Origin of the sequence: Ensifer adhaerens (genome assembly GCF_001270265.1) — a bacterium.
In the GTDB taxonomy this organism is placed as follows: Bacteria; Pseudomonadota; Alphaproteobacteria; order Rhizobiales; family Rhizobiaceae; genus Ensifer; species Ensifer adhaerens_B.
Window position 1 is genome coordinate 57,573 of record NZ_LGAP01000011.1, and the last position, 18,201, is coordinate 75,773.

The window sequence follows — 18,201 nt, forward strand, 5'->3', positions numbered from 1 at the left end:
CTTCATTCTGTCCGCGGCAAAGCGGGCGACCAGCCCTGCATTGGCGCTTGCCTTCTGTCCGCTACAGGCGACAATTGGCTGGAGCGGGAAGTAGAAACCGTGAGCGGTTTCTACCCGCATTCCGCTGCTATATGCAGGAAGGCCAGCTATGCGAAAACTGCAATCGCAAGGGGTCCATCACATCACGTTCGTCGGCGCGGACCGGCAGACGTCGATCGACTTCTGGGAAGGCGTGCTCGGCATGCCCTTCATCTTCGAGCAACCGAACCTCGATCGAGCGAGCGAAAGCCATCTCTATTTCGATCCGGGCGATGGCCGGCTGATTACCGTCTTTACCGACGAGGCCCGCAAGCCCGATCCGAAGCGGACATCGACGGATATCGGCTGTGTGCATCACATCGCCTTCGCCGTCTCGCGCGCGACGTTCCAGCAGGCGGTCGATCGTCTCAATGAGCGGGAGATCGGCAACAGCGGCGTCAAGGATCGCGGCTTCATGGATTCGATCTATTTCGAAGACCCGCTTGGCCTGCTGATCGAGCTCGCGTCCTATCGGTTCGAGCCGCCGGCCGGCCACACGCATGCCGAGGTGCTGATGGAAGCGCACCGAATTCGCGTTGCCCGCGGCGACTACGCCATTGCCGAAGTGCATCTCGCCGATGCGATCGAGGCCCTGATCGAGCGGAACCGGCCTTCATTGTCAACCGATCGGGCGCCCAGGAATCCGTACTGAGCGCGGGCACGAAAAGGGAGGATCACTCATGTCTGCAATCAAACTCAATGTCATCAAGCCCAGCGTCAACAACCTGACGGCGCGCGTGTTCGTTCGCGCCGCAGGCCTCAATTTCAGCGAGCATGACGTCTATGGGCAAACGCGCTCGGCCGAGTATCTGGCGAGGGCGCCTTCACACCTGACGCCGATGATCGAAACGGCAGATTTGCCCAAGGGTGCGCTGTGGGAGAGCTGCGCGATCATGCAGTATCTCTGCAACAAACACGGGCTCGACGACTTCTATCCGAAGGATCCCGAGACGCGGGCGATGATCGACAGCGCCATGTTCTACCTGATCGGCACCTTCTATCCCTATCTCGCGCGCGCCACCTATCCGGCGCTCAAGTTCCCACAATATCCGGGCGAAGTCGGCTATAGCGACGCCGACGCTGACACCAAGGAGCACGCGCGCAAGGAAGCTGCGGAGGCGCTGGCCGAGCCGCTCGAAGTCTTCCACACGTTCTATATGGGCGGGAAAGCCTTCATCGGTGGCACCAAACCGTCGATTGCCGACATAAGGCTTGCCGCGACGCTCGAATTCCTCGCAGTGATCGATTATCCCCTGCCGGCCTGGGCGGCGACCTATATGGCAGCGATCGAGAAATCGCTCGGCAACGCCTACTCCGAACCCGCCGCAGATGTTCGCGGTTACATCGATTACGTGAAGGCCCAGAGGCAAGAGGAATTGACAGGGACCGCCTAGACCGATGATTTACGTTCATTGAACAAGAAGGACGATGCCGGTCGCGCCGAGCGCCAGTGTCCACAGGCGATCGAAATTGATCCACGCCGAGCGCAGGGCCGCAAGGCCAAGCCACTCGAAGACGGCGAGCGCCACCGCCGCGGTGACCGCCAGCATTGCTCCGCTATGAACCGCAACGGCGGCGAGCGAGACCGGCAGCGAACTCGCCATTGCAAGGTCGCCGGAGTGATCCGCAAGGCAGAGGCTGAGGACCGCGGGCACCAGCATCAAACCCGCCCCGTGGCTCGTCGCCATCAGGAAGGACCAGAGCGCCAGGCCGGCCATGCCGATTCGCATTCCGACTCTGACGCGGTGGCTGTGTCCGTAAAGGGCACCGTAGGCGGCGAGGCCGAGAATGAGCAAGGCGGCGGCAAGCCTGAAGCTGTGCAGATCCAGGGCCGCGCCGAACGCGACAACGACCGCCAACACGGTCGCGATGGAAATGGCGTGGCCAATCGCAATGGGAACAAGGGACAGCCAGACGATCCGCCGGCTCTGACGGTGAAGCCCCAGCGCCACGGCGAAGAGCCAGCCCATCGCCGGATTGAAGCCGTGAAAGGCGCCAAGCCCCGCAAGCGAAAGCCATGGCCAGAAGGTCGTCATTCGCCCTGGTAGGGCCGCACGGCCGCACCCTCCTTACGGATAACAGTAGGAATCGGACGAGCAGTCCCCGCCTTCGAGGCGAACCTGATGCGGGCGATGACCTTTCGGCCAGTCGACGAAGAAATTCTCGTCGAACGCTATCCCGCCGCCGTCATTGACATCCAGCTTGACCATCCACCCGTCGATGCCGTCGGGATAGAATTGCGGGTCGATTGCGCCATAGAGCGAATTGGTGAAATAGACCCGCTTGCCGTCCCGGCTGATCTCTACCATCTGCGGCCCGCCGTTCAACGCTCCGTTTTTGGCCTTCGCATGGGTCGCGCGCGAAACGATTCCACCGATCCGTACCCGGCCCGTCTCCTTCGGCGCGAGCGGGTCGGAAACGTCATACTGGATCATGTCGCCGGTGCCCCAGCAGGAAACGTAGAGGAACCGATCGTCCATCGAAAGGTCGATGTCGGTGACGAGCGGCGCAACCGCGTTGAAGCCCTTGAGCACGGGCGGCAGGAGATCCGGATCGGCGGGCTCCGCCGGGATCTCGATCACCTTCTTGACTGCCCATTGGTCTTTGTCGCGATACCAGGTCCAGATCGACGCGGAGAGGTCCTTGAGACTGATGACACAGCCGACGAAGCCATAGGCCTTGGTCGGATCGTGGGCCGGGCGCAGTTCGAAGACGAGCTGGTGCTCCTCGCCGAAGTCGATCTCCTGCAGGTGCTTGCGCTTGTGCAGATCCCAGAAATGCAGTCTGCGGCCGTATTTCGAGCCGAGCAGCACCTCCGGAACCAGCCCGTTCTCGAAGGTATCCGGCGTGCCCCATTCGCTGGTAATCAGCGTGTCGTGGCCGAGATGCCACCAGAAATCATAAGCGAGCTTTTGCGGCCCACGATCCATTTCCCATTGGCCGAGCACGTCGAAACTCTGGTGATCCAAGAGGAAGATGCCGCCGGGCGCATTGCCGTTACGGTCCGCGAGCGCGTTGACGTAGATGCCCTCGGGCCCGCAATGGACGGTGTGCAATCGCGAATAGTTCGCCCTTTCGGCAATTTCCGAAGGCTCGATCACGCGGATGATCTGCGGATTGCGCGGGTCTGGCTTGGTGTCGAGGATGTGGAGCCGCGAGGACCTCAAGCCCGGCACGACCAGATAGCGACGCTCGACATGCGGGTGCGGCGCATTGGGGCAAAGACAGGAGGAGCAGGCATTCCAGCCGAAATGATGGAGCTCGTCGCCAACATTCGGCATGTCGACCTGTCCGACGATTTGCGAATAGCTCGGCGACGTCGGGTCGACATCGACGACGGCGATGGCATCCGGCCTCGCCCGCTCGGGATCGAACGCCGCGACATAGGCGACGGTTTCCTTTGGAGCCTTGGCCGCCATGCGTGGTGATGGATAAAAGGAAGGATCGGGTCGCCACGTCGCCATTTCCATTCTCCCCGGAGAATTCCCAATGCGTGGATCCTGATGCAGGCTTTGGTGATGCGGCAAAATCGCGTCGGAAATGCGGCGCATTGCCTTACTTCCTCAAAAGGAGAACTGCTGCTTCCGGCCGGGCCTACCGCCTGCGGCCGGATTATCGCTTGACGAAACGGACAGTGGCCTGCCGTCGCGCCGCTGACCGTGCGCCGTTCGTCGCCTTACCACCCTGACGCTATCGTTTGGGGCGCCACGGTTGTACTCAAGGCCCGAGGCAACTATGTTCCGGTCATGACGTCGAATGCTGATGCGCTCGGTCCCCTTGGCCTCATGGGACGCTTGCTTGCCCGCTTTTGGCCGCAGCTGCTCCTGATCGGGGCTGCAGGCTACATCGTCCGGGACCTGCTAGTACGTGCCGCGGTTGAAGTGGGTATGCACCATCCCCTCGGCGGTATGGTGGTGTTGTCACTCGTCGTCCTTGCCAAGCTCGTCATCGTCGTCCTGATGTTTCTGGCCCTGCGCCCGGGATTGCCCGCGCTCGAATCGCTCCGGCAAACAAGGAATGCGTCGGTCTCATCAGGCAAATCCGGCGGTGATGATCGGCGTTTGCTGGCCGTTACTGCTGCGGCCATCCTGCCGTTCTTCGCCTACTACGCGGCCTGGGGCTTCCTTGGCGACACGGTCCGTGAATACTCTCGGCTGGCGCTCAGCAAGGTCGCCTTCGGTGAAAAGGCGGATTTCTTCGACATTCTCAGTTCAAGCGGACTGCTGCTTTCCATTGCTTTTTGCTGGTTGGTGCGCTGGACTGCCAAGCGCATGAGCAAAAGGAGCCCGGCGCCACATTGGCGCTTGCTGATCGTTGCAGCGGACGCGAGCTGGATCTTTATCGGCCTCTATGGGCTCTCGATCTGGAAGGACCAATTCATCGCGTGGCTCGGCGCCGGCAAGCTGTTGAGCTCTCTTGGTGGGGCCATGAGCTTCCAACTAATCGGCACGGCCTACGCCACCGAGGGCTTCATACCCGCGGAGTTTCGCGAGCCGGACTGGCTGACGCAGGCGCAAAGCCTGTTCTTCTACGCCCTCCTGCCGTTGGTCTGGCTGGTGATGGCCGCGATCATCAACGGCTATGAACTTTCCACGGCCAGTCCTCGCGCCAGGCCGGCGCCAACCAGGGCCCGGACCTGGCGCACGTGGCTGGCCGATTTTCTCGAACACTTCGTCAGCGATTATCGTTCGCGTTACGGGCCGGTCTGGACGTGCTTGAAGCTGACACTTAGCTCGGGGCTGGCAACCTTGCTTACCTTCATCGTTGCCGATCGGCTAATCGGCTGGCTTGGCGCGTGGCTCTGGTTTGCTACGACGCGGCTGCTCGGTGTTGAAGAATTCGCGACCTGGGAGTTGGCGTTCAGTATTCTGGCCGTCATCATCGGCAGTCCCAGCGATCTCGACGGCGGCATCCTGCTTGATGCCATGCGCATTTCGCTGCTGGCCGCCATGCTCGAATATGCCATTTCGCGGGCAACGCCTGTGGTCACGCCTAGCTACGCTTCCACTTGAAGACGAGCACGCCGACTTCCCCACCTTGAACTTCAACCACGAGCGAGAGATCGCTTGCCTTTGCCGGGACGATAAAGCTTTCGACCATTCTGACCGTGCCCCCGTTTCCGGCATTCGCGAAGGCGAGGCTCGAGCAGCGCGGGCGGTCCGCCACTTCGGGATACATCTCGCGTACGATAGGCTCCGACAGCATCAGGGGCTCGAAACGCCGGCCCTCCGCATCCACGAGCCGGACCCGGCACGCGCTCTGGGCCAGCATTGCCAGATCTCTCGGCTCAGTCTCGAATTCAGCCAGAACGATACGCGCCTCGTCCGAAGGACCGGGCAGCCGCTTCAGGTCGGCAAGCTTCCATTGCCCGCCCGCATAGGGCTGGACCGCGCCGCCTTCGACGACGATGTCGTGCTTGCCGGTAAACACAGGCATCTGGCGCAAACTATCCCAGGCGTGGACAACGATCGCCAGCGGCAGCACGGCAACAAGCGCCAGGAGGCAGGTCCAGAACAGACGTCTCTGGCTCATGGTCGGCCCCTTGTCATTTCGCCGCCAATGTCCACGGCATGCTGCCGCTACCGCGCGCAAGCGTGATCGATGGTTTGATCTCCAGCTGCGCCTTCTGGTCGAGATCGATCCAAAGCTCTTCGCCGAGAGGCGTCAACGCCGAGCGCGCGATGAGCAGACGTCCGCCTTTGATCGCAGTCTCCGGCAATTCGAATGCGATCAGCACCGGCTTGGGCAAGCCCGGCTCCAGTCGCTCGGTCGGCAGGTAGCCGCCGCGCATGGTCGAGAAACGTTGACTAAGGGCATACCGGATACCGCCCGGCGACAACCATTCCGCCGACAGCAACGTCAGGCTTTCCTTCTTGGCAACCGCTGCACCTTCGATGATCAGCCAGACGCCCGAGCTTGAATAGTCGCGCACCCGACCGAAACTTTCCGTCTTGACCACCCGCGCCAGGTGCACGTTCGCGGCACCATAGGCAAAGGCATGGCCTTCCACCCGCTCGCCCGCCTTGCCACGGATCGCGATCGGCGACGTGATATCACCATAGCCCGGCGTATTGTGCTGCATGACGAAGAGCACGAGGGCGCCAAGCCCGAGCAACAGGATCGAGCGCAGCACCGCCATCATTGCACCGCCTCGTCCGGTTGCCCACTCACGGCCATTTCGACGATGGCAGCCTTACCGTCTTCAAACCATCCGGGCGCACCATAGAGATTGTCGCGCGGCTTGTAGATCTGCTTGGCGACCGAGAAGCGCAGTGCCTTCGGGCTCGGAGAACCCTCCGGCCATTCCCAAACTGCAATCACCTTCTCCGGCATGCCAGGGTTGATCGCGCTCGCGATCCATTTGTCACGGGCGAGGTAGTACACCGGCTCAGGGAGCTTGATCGAAGGTAGCATCTCGATCGAGATCAGCCGCATGAAGGCATTGCTTGTCGCAGCCGAGCGGTTGTCGAGTTCGAGGTCGACCGTCAAGAACCGCTTGGCGTCGACCGGTTTGGTTCCCGTTGGGGGAACCGCGGCCATCGAGGCATTGTTTATCGTGACAAGCCAACGACCTGTGTCGATTGGCTCGTCCTTTTTGACAAGCTCGACGGGAGCGGGATTGGCTGCCTCGTAGACTGCCGTTGCGAAGGAGACGGCTGCCGCCACCATGCCTCCGATGCCTGTCACGAGCATCGCCGGAAGACGCCGCTTCAATTTCGACCGTCGCGCGATCGGCATCGCACCTCCGCCTAGCTTTGATCGCTCCTGCAACCGGAAGATAGTGTGACTTACCCGGGAAATCAAAGCTCTCAGATTTTTCAGCAGCCCGCCACCGTTTCACGGCCGGCAATGCCGAGAGCATTCGCGACCTATCTTGATCTTGCGAACCTCACCCAATTCTTCGTCTTCGGCGGGCGGCCGCCTCTCGTAGATGAGCTTGACAGGCGGTGATGGACTGCGGTCGCTCTTCGTCATCAAGGCGACGAACAACCGGCTACCTGCGAGAGCGAGATACACCTCGAACGGTGCATGAGGATATTTGCCGCCGATGTCGGGCTGCCATCGTCCGGTTCCGCTAGCGTAGGACGCATAGACATAACTGTCGGCGGCCGCGACGGCCGACCAGCCTGCTTCGCTGACAATGGTCAAAACAGTGCCGTGCCGGGCGATGCTGAGACAGCCCTCATAACCGATAGGCTTCGCGCCAACTTCGCGCCAGAGTCCGAAAAATTCGCCGTCGTCCGCCCGTGCGGGTTGCGTCGCCAGTAGCAAAGCACCGATCAGAACCAGTACGCCGATGCGTCCCCTCAACGAAGCGCCCCTCTATGAAGCCGTTTAGAACCATTTCCTATTGGTCGATTCGGGCGGAGAGAGAGACCTGTGCGGGCGAAATCGAAGAGCCACAACCAAACAGACTACGTTTCGATCCTCAGCTTCATTCGGTCGGCAGCAAAACAGCTACGGGAATACTCCACCGGTCTGCCGTCGAGGTCCGCATTGACCGACTGAGCTTCAAGCACGATCGCGCCTGCCGAGAGTTTCAGCATGGAGAGCTCGTCGCCGTCGGCATGGCGGGCGACGATCTCGGTCGAGACGCGCACGTAGTCGTCGAGGCCGTGGGCGGCAAACGCCTTTGTCACAGAATGCAGTTCCTCGAACTCCTCCGCCATCCGGGGAAAGCGCGCGGCGGGATAATAGCTTGCCGAAACGGACAGCGGCCTGCCGTCGCCGCTGCTGACGGTGCGCAATTCGATCACCGGTTCACCGGGCGCAATGCCCAATGCTGAGGCAATGTCGCCAAATGCCCGCAGTTCGGCATGGCCGAGCAGGCGGGTGCCGATCTCCTTCACCTGCCGCCCGAGCCCCTGCGAGAAGCGGGTGCGACGGGAGATCGGATAGCTCACGCGCTCCTTGCGCTCGATCATCGTGCCGCGGCCCTGGACGGCCCGAACCAAACCCTCCTCGGCAAGGGCGGCAAGCGCGCTTCTCACCGTATGCCTGTTGACGCCGAACTCGCCGGCAAGGACCGTTTCTGGCGGCACCATGCCGGCAGCATCGTAATCGCCATTGCTTATTGCCAGTCGGATCCGGTCTGCGATCTGTCGCCAGAGCGCGACGCCTGTCTGCCGTTCAACCACTTTTCGCTTTGCCATGTCACAAGCCTGTCATTTGCGGACGTTATGGAAAAGCATAAGATGTACAGTTGTCTAGATCAATAGACATTTGAGGTGAAAGTGATGGATGCGAAGCTGAAACAGGAAAGTCCGCCGGACACGGCGCGCAAGGCAGGCATGCGGCTGCTGGCCCGCGCGTCTTCGGAAGAACTCAACGCAGCCTGGGAAGCGCTTGCCGACAAGCCCGATGTCTCGCCCGTTCGCGGACCGGAAACGGGCCTCGTCATGGTTCGCGGCCGCATCGGCGGCGGCGGCGATGCCTTCAATCTCGGCGAGGCAACCGTGTCGCGCGCAACGATCCGGCTTTCCACCGGCGAAATCGGCCATGGTCAGTTGCTCGGCACGGACAAGCAGCGTGCGCGCCTTGCCGCAATCTTCGATGCACTCTTCCAGCGTAACGGCGATCGCGCAACTGTCGAGGCGCTTCACCGGAAGATTGCTTCGCGCATCGCGGCAGAAGATCGCCGAACGGCCGAAGAAACCGCGGCGACCCGCGTCGACTTTTTCACCATGGTTCGCGGAGACGACTGATGGCCAGCCAATCGCAAATCTACGCCGGCGCCTTCGCGGACCCGGTCTTTTCCGCCCAATCCGTATTCAAGAGCCTGATGGACGGCTTTGCCCGCCCGGGGCAGATCGTCCGTCTCGAGGCCTCGAGCACGCCGCCGGCACCAATGGGTGCGGCTGCCGGGGCCGTGGCGCTGACGCTGTGCGATCATGACACGGCCGTCTGGCTGACGCCTTCGCTTGCCAAATCCGCCGTACCGCAGTGGATCGCCTTCCACACCGGCGCGACCGTGACCAACAGCAAGACGGACGCCCGTTTTGCATTTGTTGAAAAAGGCGCGCCGGTTCCAGGCTTCGACCAGTTTTCCCTCGGCACGCAGGAATATCCGGATCGCTCGACGACGCTCGTCATCGAGATCGAAGCGCTGACCGGCGGCAAGCCGCTTATCTGTCGCGGGCCGGGTATCAAGGATGACGTCACCATCGCGGTGCGTGGCCTGCCGGACGTCTTCCTCGATTTCTGGAGCGCCAACCGCGCGATCTTCCCGCGCGGCATCGACCTCGTGCTGACGGCAGGCGACAGCGTTCTCTGCCTGCCGCGCACGTCAAGACTTGTCCGACAGGAGGCATAACCAATGTATGTTGCAGTGAAAGGCGGCGAAGCCGCCATTGCCAACGCCCACCGCCTCCTCGCAGACCGCCGCCGCGGCGACCGCACGCTACCGTCGATCACGATCCAGCAGGTCGTCGAACAGCTTGGCCTTGCCGTCGACCGCGTCATGGCCGAGGCCTCGCTCTACGACCGGGAGCTCGCAGCGCTTGCCGTGCGCCAGGCGCGCGGCGACATGATCGAAGCAATCTTCATCCTGCGCGCCTACCGCACGACGTTGCCGCGCTTCGGTTATTCCGAGCCGGTGAACACCGCAACCATGAAGGTCGAGCGCCGCGTCTCCGCCACCTACAAGGATCTGCCCGGCGGACAATTGCTCGGGCCGACCTTCGACTACACCCATCGTCTGCTCGATCCCTCATTGATCGATGACGCGGCGGTCGAGGAGCCGGCCGTCAAGGAGCCGGGCGAGCATGTGATGCGTGTCTCGGACATTCTCGACGGCGAAGGTCTGATCGAAGGCGACGGCCGCATGCCTGAGGGCCACGTCATGGGCGACCTCACCCGCGAGCCGATGGAGTTTCCGATGGCCCGCGACCTGCGGCTGCAGGCTTTGGCACGCGGCGACGAAGGCTTTCTGCTGGCGCTCGCCTACTCCACCCAGCGCGGCTATGGCCGCACACACCCCTTTGTCGGCGAAGTCCGCATCGGTGAAGTCGAAGTCGAACTGGACCTGCCCGAACTCGGCTTTGCGGTCTCGCTCGGCGTCGTCCGCGTCACCGAATGCCAGATGGTCAACCAGTTCATGGGTTCGGCCAAGCAGCCGCCGCAGTTCACCCGCGGCTACGGCCTCGTCTTCGGCCAGAGCGAGCGCAAGGCCATGTCGATGTCGCTCGTCGACCGGGCGCTACGCACCGACGAATTCAGCGAGGATATCGTGGCGCCGGCCCAGGACCAGGAGTTCGTCATCTCGCATGCGGATAACGTTCAGGCGACCGGCTTCGTCGAGCATCTCAAGCTGCCGCACTATGTCGATTTCCAGGCCGAACTCGACCTCGTCCGCCGCATGCGCCGCGACTACGAAGCCGCCAATTCAGGTGAACCGACGAAGGAACGACGGGAGGCGGCCGAATGATCGGGAATGCCTCTGCGAGCAGTAGCTATTCAGTCGCCGCCGCCGCCATCTCCACCGCCGCAATCGCCGCCGCTGTCCCGGGCAAACACGACACCGGCATCGCCGGAGCCATCGTTCTTACGCGCCTTGACCGGCTCGTGCCGGGCACTGCGGGCGACCCAGAACAGGGCGGTTACCGCCGCGGCGCAGATCACCACGACCCAGAAGACTATCTCGCTCAAATCCCGGCCCCATCAGCGGTCGACTATGTTGAGGGTAATCAGCGATGAACGACCTAGCCACCTATAATTTCGCCTATCTGGACGAACAGACGAAGCGCATGATCCGCCGCGCCATCCTGAAGGCGATCGCCATCCCCGGTTACCAGGTTCCCTTCGCCTCGCGTGAAATGCCGATGCCCTACGGCTGGGGTACCGGCGGCGTGCAGGTCACCGCCTCGATCCTCGGCCCGAAGGACGTGCTGAAGGTCATCGACCAGGGCGCCGACGATACGACCAACGCCGTGTCGATCCGCGCCTTCTTCCAGAAGGTCGCCGATGTCGCCGTGACGACGAAGACGAAGGAGGCGACCATTATCCAGACGCGCCACCGCATTCCCGAGGAAGGCCTGCGGGAGGGCCAGACGCTCGTCTATCAGGTACCGATCCCGGAACCCTTGCGCTTCCTGGAACCGCGCGAGACCGAGACCCGCAAGATGCATGCGCTCGAAGAATACGGGCTGATGCACGTGAAGCTCTACGAGGACATTGCCCGCAACGGCCACATCGCCACCACCTATGCCTATCCGGTGAAGGTCGAGGGTCGCTACGTCATGGATCCCTCGCCGACGCCGAAGTTCGACAATCCGAAGATGCATATGTCGGAAGCGCTCCAGCTTTTTGGCGCCGGCCGTGAAAAGCGCATCTATGCGGTTCCGCCCTATACTGAGGTCGTCAGCCTCGATTTCGACGATCATCCCTTCGAGGTGCAGAAGTTCGACAAGCCCTGCGCGCTCTGCGGCGCCGAGAACGTCTACCTTGACGAAGTGGTGCTCGACGACAAGGGCGGACGCATGTTCGTCTGCTCGGACACCGACCATTGCGAAGACCGCCGCGACTGCGGCCATGCTGGACACATGCTTGCCCGCCAGGAGGCTGCAGAATGAGCGCCGTACCGCTTCTTAAAGTCAATGACGTCTCAAAATTTTACGGCAGCCGCATCGGATGCCGGAATGTCTCCTTCGACCTCTTCTCCGGCGAAGTGCTGGCGATCGTCGGAGAATCCGGCTCGGGTAAGACTACGCTTCTGTCCTGCCTTTCGACCCGGCTGATGCCGACATCGGGCATCGTCGAATACCATATGCGCGATGGCCAGTACCGTGACCTGGCGCGCATGGGCGAGGCCGAGCGGCGCTTCCTGATGCGCACCGACTGGGGCTTCGTCCACCAGAACCCGGCCGATGGCCTCCGGATGACGGTCTCGGCCGGCGCCAATGTCGGCGAGCGACTGATGGCCGTTGGCGACCGGCACTACGGCAACATCCGTGTCGCCGCCAGCGATTGGCTCGAACGCGTCGAGATCGGCATCGACCGCATCGACGACCAGCCCCGCGCCTTTTCGGGCGGCATGCGCCAGCGCCTGCAGATTGCCCGCAATCTCGTCACCTCCCCTCGCCTCGTCTTCATGGACGAGCCGACCGGCGGCCTTGACGTTTCGGTCCAGGCGCGCCTGCTCGATCTGGTGCGCGGTCTTGTGCATGATCTCGGCCTTGCGGCCATCATCGTCACTCACGATCTCGCCGTCGCACGGCTTTTATCGCACCGCATAATGGTGATGAAGGACGGCGCCGTCATTGAGCAGGGACTGACCGACCGTGTGCTCGACGATCCGCGCGAGCCCTATACCCAGCTCCTCGTGTCCTCCATCCTGCAGGTATGACGCATGATCCCGAAAAGTGAAAATCGGTTTTCGGTCAAGATCATGCGCAAAGGAAAGTAAGTATCATGGCTACGCCCCTTGTTGTTTCCGAAGTCGCAAAGAGCTTCACCATGCACCTGCGCGACGGCGTCCGCCTGCCTGTCGTCGCCAACGTCTCCTTCTCGGTCAAATCAGGCGAATGCGTCGTGCTCGGCGGCCCCTCGGGCGTCGGCAAGAGCTCGATCCTGAAAATGCTCTACGGCAATTATGGCGTCGACGAAGGCCAGATCCTGATGGAGCACGATGGCAAGCTGGTGAACCTTGCGACCGCCGAACCTCGCACCGTACTTGAAGTCCGGCGCGCAACGCTCGGCTATGTCAGTCAGTTTCGGCGCGTCGTGCCGCGTGTCTCCGCACTCGATATCGTTGCCGAGCCACTGCAGGCGCGCAGCGTCGCGCTTGAGGATGCCCGTGCACGGGCAGCTGAGCTTCTGGCAAAGCTCAACCTGCCGAAAGAGCTGTGGTCGTTGCCGCCGGCAACCTTCTCCGGTGGCGAGCAACAGCGCGTCAACATCGCCCGCGGCTTCATCACCGACCACAAGATCCTGCTTCTCGACGAGCCGACGGCATCTCTCGACGCGAAAAATCGTGCGGTGGTCGTCGAAATGATCGCCGAGAAGAAGGCGAAGGGAACGGCGCTGATCGGCATCTTCCACGATGAGGAAGTCCGCGACGCGGTTGCCGACCGCATTCTCGACGTATCGGCCTTCTCGCCGCGAAAGGTTGCCGCATGAGCCCGAAACTCGGGCTCGAGCCCTTTATCCACCCGACCGCAAGCGTCAACAACTCGACGCTCGGCCGCTACACCGAAATCCAGGAGCGCTCGCGCCTGGAGGAGGTCGAGTTCGGCGACTATTCCTACATCATGCAGGACGGCTCGATCTGGTGCGCGACGGTCGGCAAATTCGTCAACATCGCCGCCGCCGTGCGCATCAACGCCACCAACCATCCAACCTGGCGCGCGACCCTGCATCACTTCACCTACCGCGCGCCGAACTATTGGGACGATACCGAAGTCGATCACGATCTCTTCGCCTGGCGCCGATCCAACCGCGTCACGATCGGCCATGACGTCTGGATCGGTCACGGCGCGACGCTGCTGCCCGGCGTCAGTGTCGGCAATGGCGCGGTGATCGGAGCAGGCGCAGTCGTCTCCAAGGATGTCGCCCCCTATACGATCGTCGGCGGCGTGCCCGCAAAGCTCATCCGTGATCGGTTCAATGCCGGCATTGGCGAGCGCATGGATAGGCTTGCCTGGTGGGATTGGGACCATCAGCGCCTGCGCAAGGCACTCGACGATTTTCGCGAGCTGACCGCCGAGGAATTCCTCGTTCGCTACGCCTGAACAAGCGTACGCCAGTGCATTCCGCCCGAATGCGCGCAGCGTCGACGGAACACCGGCAGGCATCAGACCAAGACAACAAAAAGGGCGCGGTTGGGAGGACCCGCGCCTTTTTGCGAGGAATGGACCGGACGGCTTACTCAGGCGTCGACGGCTTCCTTCAGAAAGTCGGCGGCAACGCCAGCGATCAGCGCCAGCGACACCGCACCGGCATCCGGATGGCCGATGCTCTTTTCCGCAAGCGGCCGCGCACGGCCGAGCTTCGGCGTCAGGCTGGACGTGGCTTCGGCCGCATCGCTAGCAGCCTTGGCTGCCGCATCCCAAGCCTTGTTCAGCGACTTGTGGCTTGCGAACTCCCGCTCCAGCGTGTCGACAAACGGCACGAGGGCATCGACCAGGGTCTTGTCACCGACGCGGGCGCGTCCGAGACGGGTGACGCCATCGAGCGCAAGCCGGGAACCTTCGACGATGGCCGCATCGGAGGGCTTGTCGCCGTCGGAGAATGCGTTGCTCCAGGAGCGAAGAAGAAGACCCCAGATCGCGCCCGACGTACCGCCGGCGCGATCTGCCCAGCCATCGCCGGCCGTTGCCAGCACGCTGGCAGCACCAGCCCCGGCCGCGACGGCAGAATTAGCGGCCTCCTCAGCCGCCGCCGAACCGCGGCGCATGCCCTGGCCATGATCGCCGTCGCCGGCAAAGGCATCGATACGGCCGAGTTCGTCTTCAGCCGCCTTCAGGGCGTCGGCAACCTTGCCAATCAGCCGCGCAATACACTTGCCGCTTTCCTTGGATGCCTGCGAGGCAGGTGCGAAGGTCACCGGACCATCCTCATCGGAAATCGTGTCGGTCGCCGGTTCGGCGTTGATGATCGCCCCCTTGCGCAGGACCGGGGCATCGCATGGCGCACGCCAGTAGGTTTCAAGCTCGTCATCGAGCCAGAGCAGCGACAATGAGCAGCCCTGCATATCCAGGCTGGTGACGAACTCGCCGCATTCTGGATCGACGATTTCGAGGCCCGCTGCCTTCAATTCCTTTTCAACTGCCATCCAAAGAACGAAGAGTTCTTCGTACTTGGTCGAACCCAGGCCGTTCAGCACCGGCGCAACCTTCGCAGTTCCAGTTGGACGTTCGGCGAGCAGCTTGCCGACAAGCAATTTCGCAAGCTCGGTTGCCGAAACGATCTTTTCTTCGCTGATGCCCGGCTCACCATGAATGCCAAGACCGAGCGCCATTTCGCCTTTCGGCACGGTGAAGAGCGGATGGTTCGCACCCGGCAGGGTGCAGCCGCCAAAAGCAACACCGAAGGAAACGGTGCGATCATTGGCAAGGCGGCTGATGCGCTCGACCTCGTCCAGCGGCAGGCCGGCTTCCGCTGCAGCACCTGCGATCTTGAACACGACGAGGTCGCCGGCAATGCCGCGGCGCTTAGGCACCGTTTCGGCGGCGGCGCTAGCGACATCGTCGGTTACAGGCACGATGCGCACATCGATGCCTTCGGCCCGAAGGCGCTCGGCGGCGACGCCGAAATTGAGCACGTCGCCGGCGTAGTTTCCGAAACCGAGCAGGACGCCGCCGCCCTGGTCGGCATGGCGGCAGACGCGCGCGACGGCAGCAGTCGACGGCGAAGCAAAGACGTCGCCGGCAACGGCTGCATCCGCCATGCCTGGGCCGACATAACCTGCAAAGGCCGGATAGTGACCGGAGCCGCCACCGATAACCACGGCGACCTTGCCCTTCGGCACCTTGGTCGAGCGCACGACGCCGCCCTTCACCAGACGGACGTTGCGGGCATAGATGGAGCTGAAGCCGGCGAGCGCGGTTGCGGCGAAATCTTCCGGTGCGTCAAAGATCGTGGTCATCGCTACTTGTTCCTTAGTCGCGAGGCAGGATGCGCCTCAGATAGTCCCGATTGGTTGCGCTGACGGAAAGGCCATCGCCACCGTAATGCTCGCAGAGGAACGGGCTTTGGAACCCGTGGGAAAGCGCCAAACGAATGGCGGTACGGTAGTTGATCACGCCGAACTCCAGTGGAGCCGGATGGGTGACGATCAGCCCCGACGTTTCGTCCTCGGTGCGGTTGTAGTTCTTGACGTGCCAGTATTTGGCAAACGGCGCAACCTTCGCCATCATCTCCTGCCAGTGTTCGACCGGACGATGCAGGCGGATCAGGTTGCCGAGGTCGGCGTTGATGCCGACATTCGACAGGCCGACATCGGTGACGAAACGCACGGCGCTATCGGCCGAACCGATATAGGTGTCTTCATACATTTCGAGCGCCAGCTCGATGCCCAGTTCTTCGGCATGGCGGCCGAGCTCGCGGATACGCGAGACGCCCTTCTGCCAGATAGAAGCATCGTCAGGGTTTTTGACACCATCGACGGTCCAGAACCACAGCACCTCCTTCTGCGCATCGGTCAAGGGACCGAAGAACCCGAAGGAGACCGAGCCGGCCCCGATTGCAGCTGCCGTATCGATCACCCGGTGAGCATAGGCGAGATAGTCGTCGCCATGATCCGGATCGATGACGCTGCGACGCGATGTCGAGATCGCCGGCATGGTCAGGCCGAGGTCACGCGTCAATTTAACGAAGCTCTCAAGCCGTGCCGGCGATAAATCCGCAAGGCGGATCCAGCTGTCGGTCGGATCGAGTTCGGTGAAGCCGGCATCGACGACGTCATCGAGCGTCAGCGCCCATTCCTCGACCGACTGATCCTGAACCGAGCGGCCATCCGCCAGGATGTTCGGATACTGGATCATCGCGGCTGCGATCGGCCAGCTGTCACGGTTCCATTTGCGCGGCGCGTTTGCCATGGTGTTTCCCCGATTCTTGAAGTTTGGTGCGGCGGCTCCGTCAAGCCGCCGCGCTACCGTCGCCCTGCGATGTTGCATCATCGCGCTTGCGCTTGCGAACCAGGCCGATCAGTCCGAAGACGACTGGCGACAGCAGCATTGCCAGGCCAAGCGCCATCAGGCTCGAAACCAGCGTATTCGACCAGAAGATGTTGAGCGAGCCGCTCGACAGAAGCATCGACTGGCGGAAGGCGTCCTCGGCCTTGTCGCCAAGCACCATGGCGAGAACCAGCGGCGCCAGCGGATAATCGAGCTTCTTGAAGACGTAGCCGAGCACACCGAAGCCGATGACCATGAAGATATCGGAGACGGAATTTGCCACCTGATAGGCGCCGGAGAAGATAACCGCGACGATGATCGGGCCGATGATCGAGAACGGCACGCGCAGGATCGAGGCGTAGAGCGGCACGGTCGCAAGCACCAGGATGACGGCGACGACATTGCCGAGATACATTGAGGCAATCAGGCCCCAGACGAAATCCGGCCGATCGGTAAACAGCATCGGACCGGGCGTCAGGCCCCAGATCATCAGGCCGCCCATCATGACGGCGGCCGTGGCCGAACCAGGAACGCCGAGCGCCAGCATTGGCAACAGCGCCGAGGTCCCGGCCGAATGATCGGCGGTTTCAGGCGCAACGATGCCGCGCGGATCGCCCTTGCCGAACTTCGACTTGTCGCGCGCCGAGCGACGGGCGACGCCGTAGCTCATGAAAGAGGCCGCTGTCGGGCCGGCAGGCGTGATGCCCATCCAGATACCAATGATGATCGAGCGCGCGATGGTTAGCCAGTAGCGCGGGATCTCGACCAGCGTGCGGCCGATTTCGGCGAGCCTGACGCGCGCCTTGATGCCTTCAAACCGCAGGCCCTCTTCCGTCGTCAGCAAGAGTTCGCCGATACCGAAGAGGCCCATGACGGCGATCAGGAAGCTGACGCCCTTGATCAGGGTCGGGATGTCGAAAGTCAGGCGCAGATCGCCGGAGATCGTGTCCATGCCGACGGAAGCAAGCGCGAAACCGATCATCATCGAGACGAGCGTCTTGAACGGGGATTGCGCGCCCATCGAGATGAAGCTTGCAAAGGCGAGGAAGTAGACCGCGAAATACTCAGGCGAAGAGAACCGCAGCGCGAAGTTCGCGACCCAGCCCGACAGCAGCGTGATCATCACCACGCCAGCAAGCGCACCGATGCCGGCGGAAACGAAAGCCAGCGTCAATGCGCGGCTCGCCTGCCCGGCCTTTGCCATCGGATAGCCGTCGAAGGTGGTTGCGACCGACGAGGGCTCGCCGGGGATGTTGAACAGGATGGATGTCGTCGAGCCGCCGAACAGCGCTCCCCAATACATGCAGGAGAGCAGGATGATCGCGGAGATCGGATCCATGGAGAAGGTCAGCGGTAACAAGAGCGATACGCCGTTGGGCGCGCCGAGGCCGGGCAGAACGCCGACGAGAATGCCGAGCGTGACGCCGACCATCATCAGCAGGATGTGATTCCAGCTGAGGATGTGGCCGAAGCCATCGATCAGAAGACCGATATTTTCCATGTCATTCCT

General features: G+C 62.4%; 21 protein-coding genes. 10 read left to right on the forward strand and 11 right to left on the reverse strand.

Annotated features, from left to right (window positions below):
- The first annotated feature begins 148 nt into the window (after nt 1-148).
- Nucleotides 149-730 (forward strand): VOC family protein, encoded by a 582-nt coding sequence (locus tag AC244_RS17475; RefSeq protein ID WP_053250100.1) that lies wholly within the window; start codon nt 149-151, stop codon nt 728-730.
- A 28-nt stretch (nt 731-758) separates the two neighbouring features.
- Entirely contained in the window at nt 759-1,472 is a 714-nt protein-coding gene (locus AC244_RS17480; RefSeq protein WP_053250101.1) for a glutathione S-transferase family protein, read from the forward strand.
- A 15-nt stretch (nt 1,473-1,487) separates the two neighbouring features.
- Here the strand turns inward: AC244_RS17480 and AC244_RS17485 are convergent, their stop codons facing one another.
- Together AC244_RS17485 and AC244_RS17490 are read right to left on the reverse strand one after the other, a co-directional pair.
- Complete coding sequence (locus tag AC244_RS17485; RefSeq protein ID WP_053250102.1) at nt 1,488-2,114, reverse strand: hypothetical protein; 627 nt, start codon at nt 2,112-2,114, stop codon at nt 1,488-1,490.
- A gap of 33 nt (nt 2,115-2,147) precedes the next feature.
- A complete protein-coding gene (locus AC244_RS17490) occupies nt 2,148-3,542 on the reverse strand; it encodes a selenium-binding family protein (RefSeq protein ID WP_053250103.1) in 1,395 nt (464 codons plus the stop codon).
- A gap of 195 nt (nt 3,543-3,737) precedes the next feature.
- Between AC244_RS17490 and AC244_RS17495 the strand changes: the two genes are divergently transcribed.
- Nucleotides 3,738-5,090 carry a hypothetical protein gene (locus AC244_RS17495; protein ID WP_234716963.1) on the forward strand — a complete coding sequence of 451 codons (1,353 nt, stop codon included), beginning with the start codon at nt 3,738-3,740 and terminating at the stop codon, nt 5,088-5,090.
- On the opposite strand, the gene AC244_RS17500 is transcribed toward AC244_RS17495, so the two are convergent.
- The 5 genes from AC244_RS17500 to phnF form a co-directional block, all read right to left on the reverse strand.
- The gene (locus AC244_RS17500; RefSeq protein WP_053250105.1) at nt 5,071-5,610 is read right to left on the reverse strand and encodes a hypothetical protein; all 540 of its coding nucleotides are present in this window, start codon (nt 5,608-5,610) and stop codon (nt 5,071-5,073) included. The two genes, AC244_RS17495 and AC244_RS17500, sit on opposite strands and share 20 nt — an antisense overlap.
- Before the next feature lie 13 nt (nt 5,611-5,623).
- Complete coding sequence (locus AC244_RS17505) at nt 5,624-6,220, reverse strand: hypothetical protein (protein WP_234716964.1); 597 nt, start codon at nt 6,218-6,220, stop codon at nt 5,624-5,626.
- Nucleotides 6,217-6,765 carry a hypothetical protein gene (locus AC244_RS17510; protein ID WP_152975996.1) on the reverse strand — a complete coding sequence of 183 codons (549 nt, stop codon included), beginning with the start codon at nt 6,763-6,765 and terminating at the stop codon, nt 6,217-6,219. Before AC244_RS17510 ends, AC244_RS17505 begins: the two co-directional genes overlap by 4 nt.
- Before the next feature lie 150 nt (nt 6,766-6,915).
- The gene (locus tag AC244_RS17515) at nt 6,916-7,389 is read right to left on the reverse strand and encodes a hypothetical protein (RefSeq protein WP_053250107.1); all 474 of its coding nucleotides are present in this window, start codon (nt 7,387-7,389) and stop codon (nt 6,916-6,918) included.
- Between the two features lie 104 nt (nt 7,390-7,493).
- Nucleotides 7,494-8,231, reverse strand: coding sequence for a phosphonate metabolism transcriptional regulator PhnF (gene phnF / locus AC244_RS17520; protein WP_053250108.1), 738 nt, complete (start codon nt 8,229-8,231; stop codon nt 7,494-7,496).
- Nucleotides 8,232-8,315: 84 nt separating this feature from the next.
- Between phnF and phnG the strand changes: the two genes are divergently transcribed.
- Genes phnG through AC244_RS17535 form a run of 3 tightly spaced genes read left to right on the forward strand, consistent with a single transcriptional unit; the run spans nt 8,316 to nt 10,504 of the window.
- Nucleotides 8,316-8,783 carry a phosphonate C-P lyase system protein PhnG gene (gene phnG / locus AC244_RS17525; RefSeq protein ID WP_053250109.1) on the forward strand — a complete coding sequence of 156 codons (468 nt, stop codon included), beginning with the start codon at nt 8,316-8,318 and terminating at the stop codon, nt 8,781-8,783.
- Nucleotides 8,783-9,391, forward strand: coding sequence for a phosphonate C-P lyase system protein PhnH (phnH, locus tag AC244_RS17530; protein WP_053250110.1), 609 nt, complete (start codon nt 8,783-8,785; stop codon nt 9,389-9,391). The genes phnG and phnH overlap by 1 nt, the downstream gene beginning before the upstream one ends.
- Before the next feature lie 3 nt (nt 9,392-9,394).
- Nucleotides 9,395-10,504, forward strand: coding sequence for a carbon-phosphorus lyase complex subunit PhnI (locus AC244_RS17535; RefSeq protein ID WP_053250111.1), 1,110 nt, complete (start codon nt 9,395-9,397; stop codon nt 10,502-10,504).
- 29 nt (nt 10,505-10,533) lie between these two features.
- Here the strand turns inward: AC244_RS17535 and AC244_RS17540 are convergent, their stop codons facing one another.
- Nucleotides 10,534-10,725 carry a hypothetical protein gene (locus AC244_RS17540; RefSeq protein ID WP_053250112.1) on the reverse strand — a complete coding sequence of 64 codons (192 nt, stop codon included), beginning with the start codon at nt 10,723-10,725 and terminating at the stop codon, nt 10,534-10,536.
- Between the two features lie 44 nt (nt 10,726-10,769).
- Here AC244_RS17540 and AC244_RS17545 point away from each other — a divergent pair, with 44 nt between their 5' ends.
- The 4 genes from AC244_RS17545 to AC244_RS17560 all read left to right on the forward strand — a co-directional run bounded on the left by AC244_RS17545 (nt 10,770) and on the right by AC244_RS17560 (nt 13,805).
- Nucleotides 10,770-11,648, forward strand: a complete 879-nt coding sequence (locus tag AC244_RS17545; protein ID WP_053250113.1) for an alpha-D-ribose 1-methylphosphonate 5-phosphate C-P-lyase PhnJ — start codon at nt 10,770-10,772, stop codon at nt 11,646-11,648.
- Nucleotides 11,645-12,421 (forward strand): phosphonate C-P lyase system protein PhnK, encoded by a 777-nt coding sequence (gene phnK / locus AC244_RS17550; protein WP_053250114.1) that lies wholly within the window; start codon nt 11,645-11,647, stop codon nt 12,419-12,421. The genes AC244_RS17545 and phnK overlap by 4 nt, the downstream gene beginning before the upstream one ends.
- 65 nt (nt 12,422-12,486) lie before the next feature.
- Nucleotides 12,487-13,194 (forward strand): phosphonate C-P lyase system protein PhnL, encoded by a 708-nt coding sequence (phnL, locus tag AC244_RS17555; RefSeq protein WP_053250115.1) that lies wholly within the window; start codon nt 12,487-12,489, stop codon nt 13,192-13,194.
- Nucleotides 13,191-13,805 carry a DapH/DapD/GlmU-related protein gene (locus AC244_RS17560; protein WP_053250116.1) on the forward strand — a complete coding sequence of 205 codons (615 nt, stop codon included), beginning with the start codon at nt 13,191-13,193 and terminating at the stop codon, nt 13,803-13,805. The genes phnL and AC244_RS17560 overlap by 4 nt, the downstream gene beginning before the upstream one ends.
- Nucleotides 13,806-13,942: 137 nt before the next feature.
- Here the strand turns inward: AC244_RS17560 and AC244_RS17565 are convergent, their stop codons facing one another.
- The 3 genes from AC244_RS17565 to AC244_RS17575 are packed head-to-tail and all read right to left on the reverse strand — an operon-like array spanning nt 13,943 to nt 18,192.
- Nucleotides 13,943-15,661, reverse strand: coding sequence for a dihydroxyacetone kinase family protein (locus AC244_RS17565; RefSeq protein ID WP_053250117.1), 1,719 nt, complete (start codon nt 15,659-15,661; stop codon nt 13,943-13,945).
- Nucleotides 15,662-15,674: 13 nt separating this feature from the next.
- Nucleotides 15,675-16,613 (reverse strand): sugar phosphate isomerase/epimerase family protein, encoded by a 939-nt coding sequence (locus AC244_RS17570; RefSeq protein WP_053250118.1) that lies wholly within the window; start codon nt 16,611-16,613, stop codon nt 15,675-15,677.
- A gap of 40 nt (nt 16,614-16,653) precedes the next feature.
- The gene (locus AC244_RS17575) at nt 16,654-18,192 is read right to left on the reverse strand and encodes a tripartite tricarboxylate transporter permease (RefSeq protein ID WP_053250119.1); all 1,539 of its coding nucleotides are present in this window, start codon (nt 18,190-18,192) and stop codon (nt 16,654-16,656) included.
- Nucleotides 18,193-18,201 lie beyond the last annotated feature (9 nt).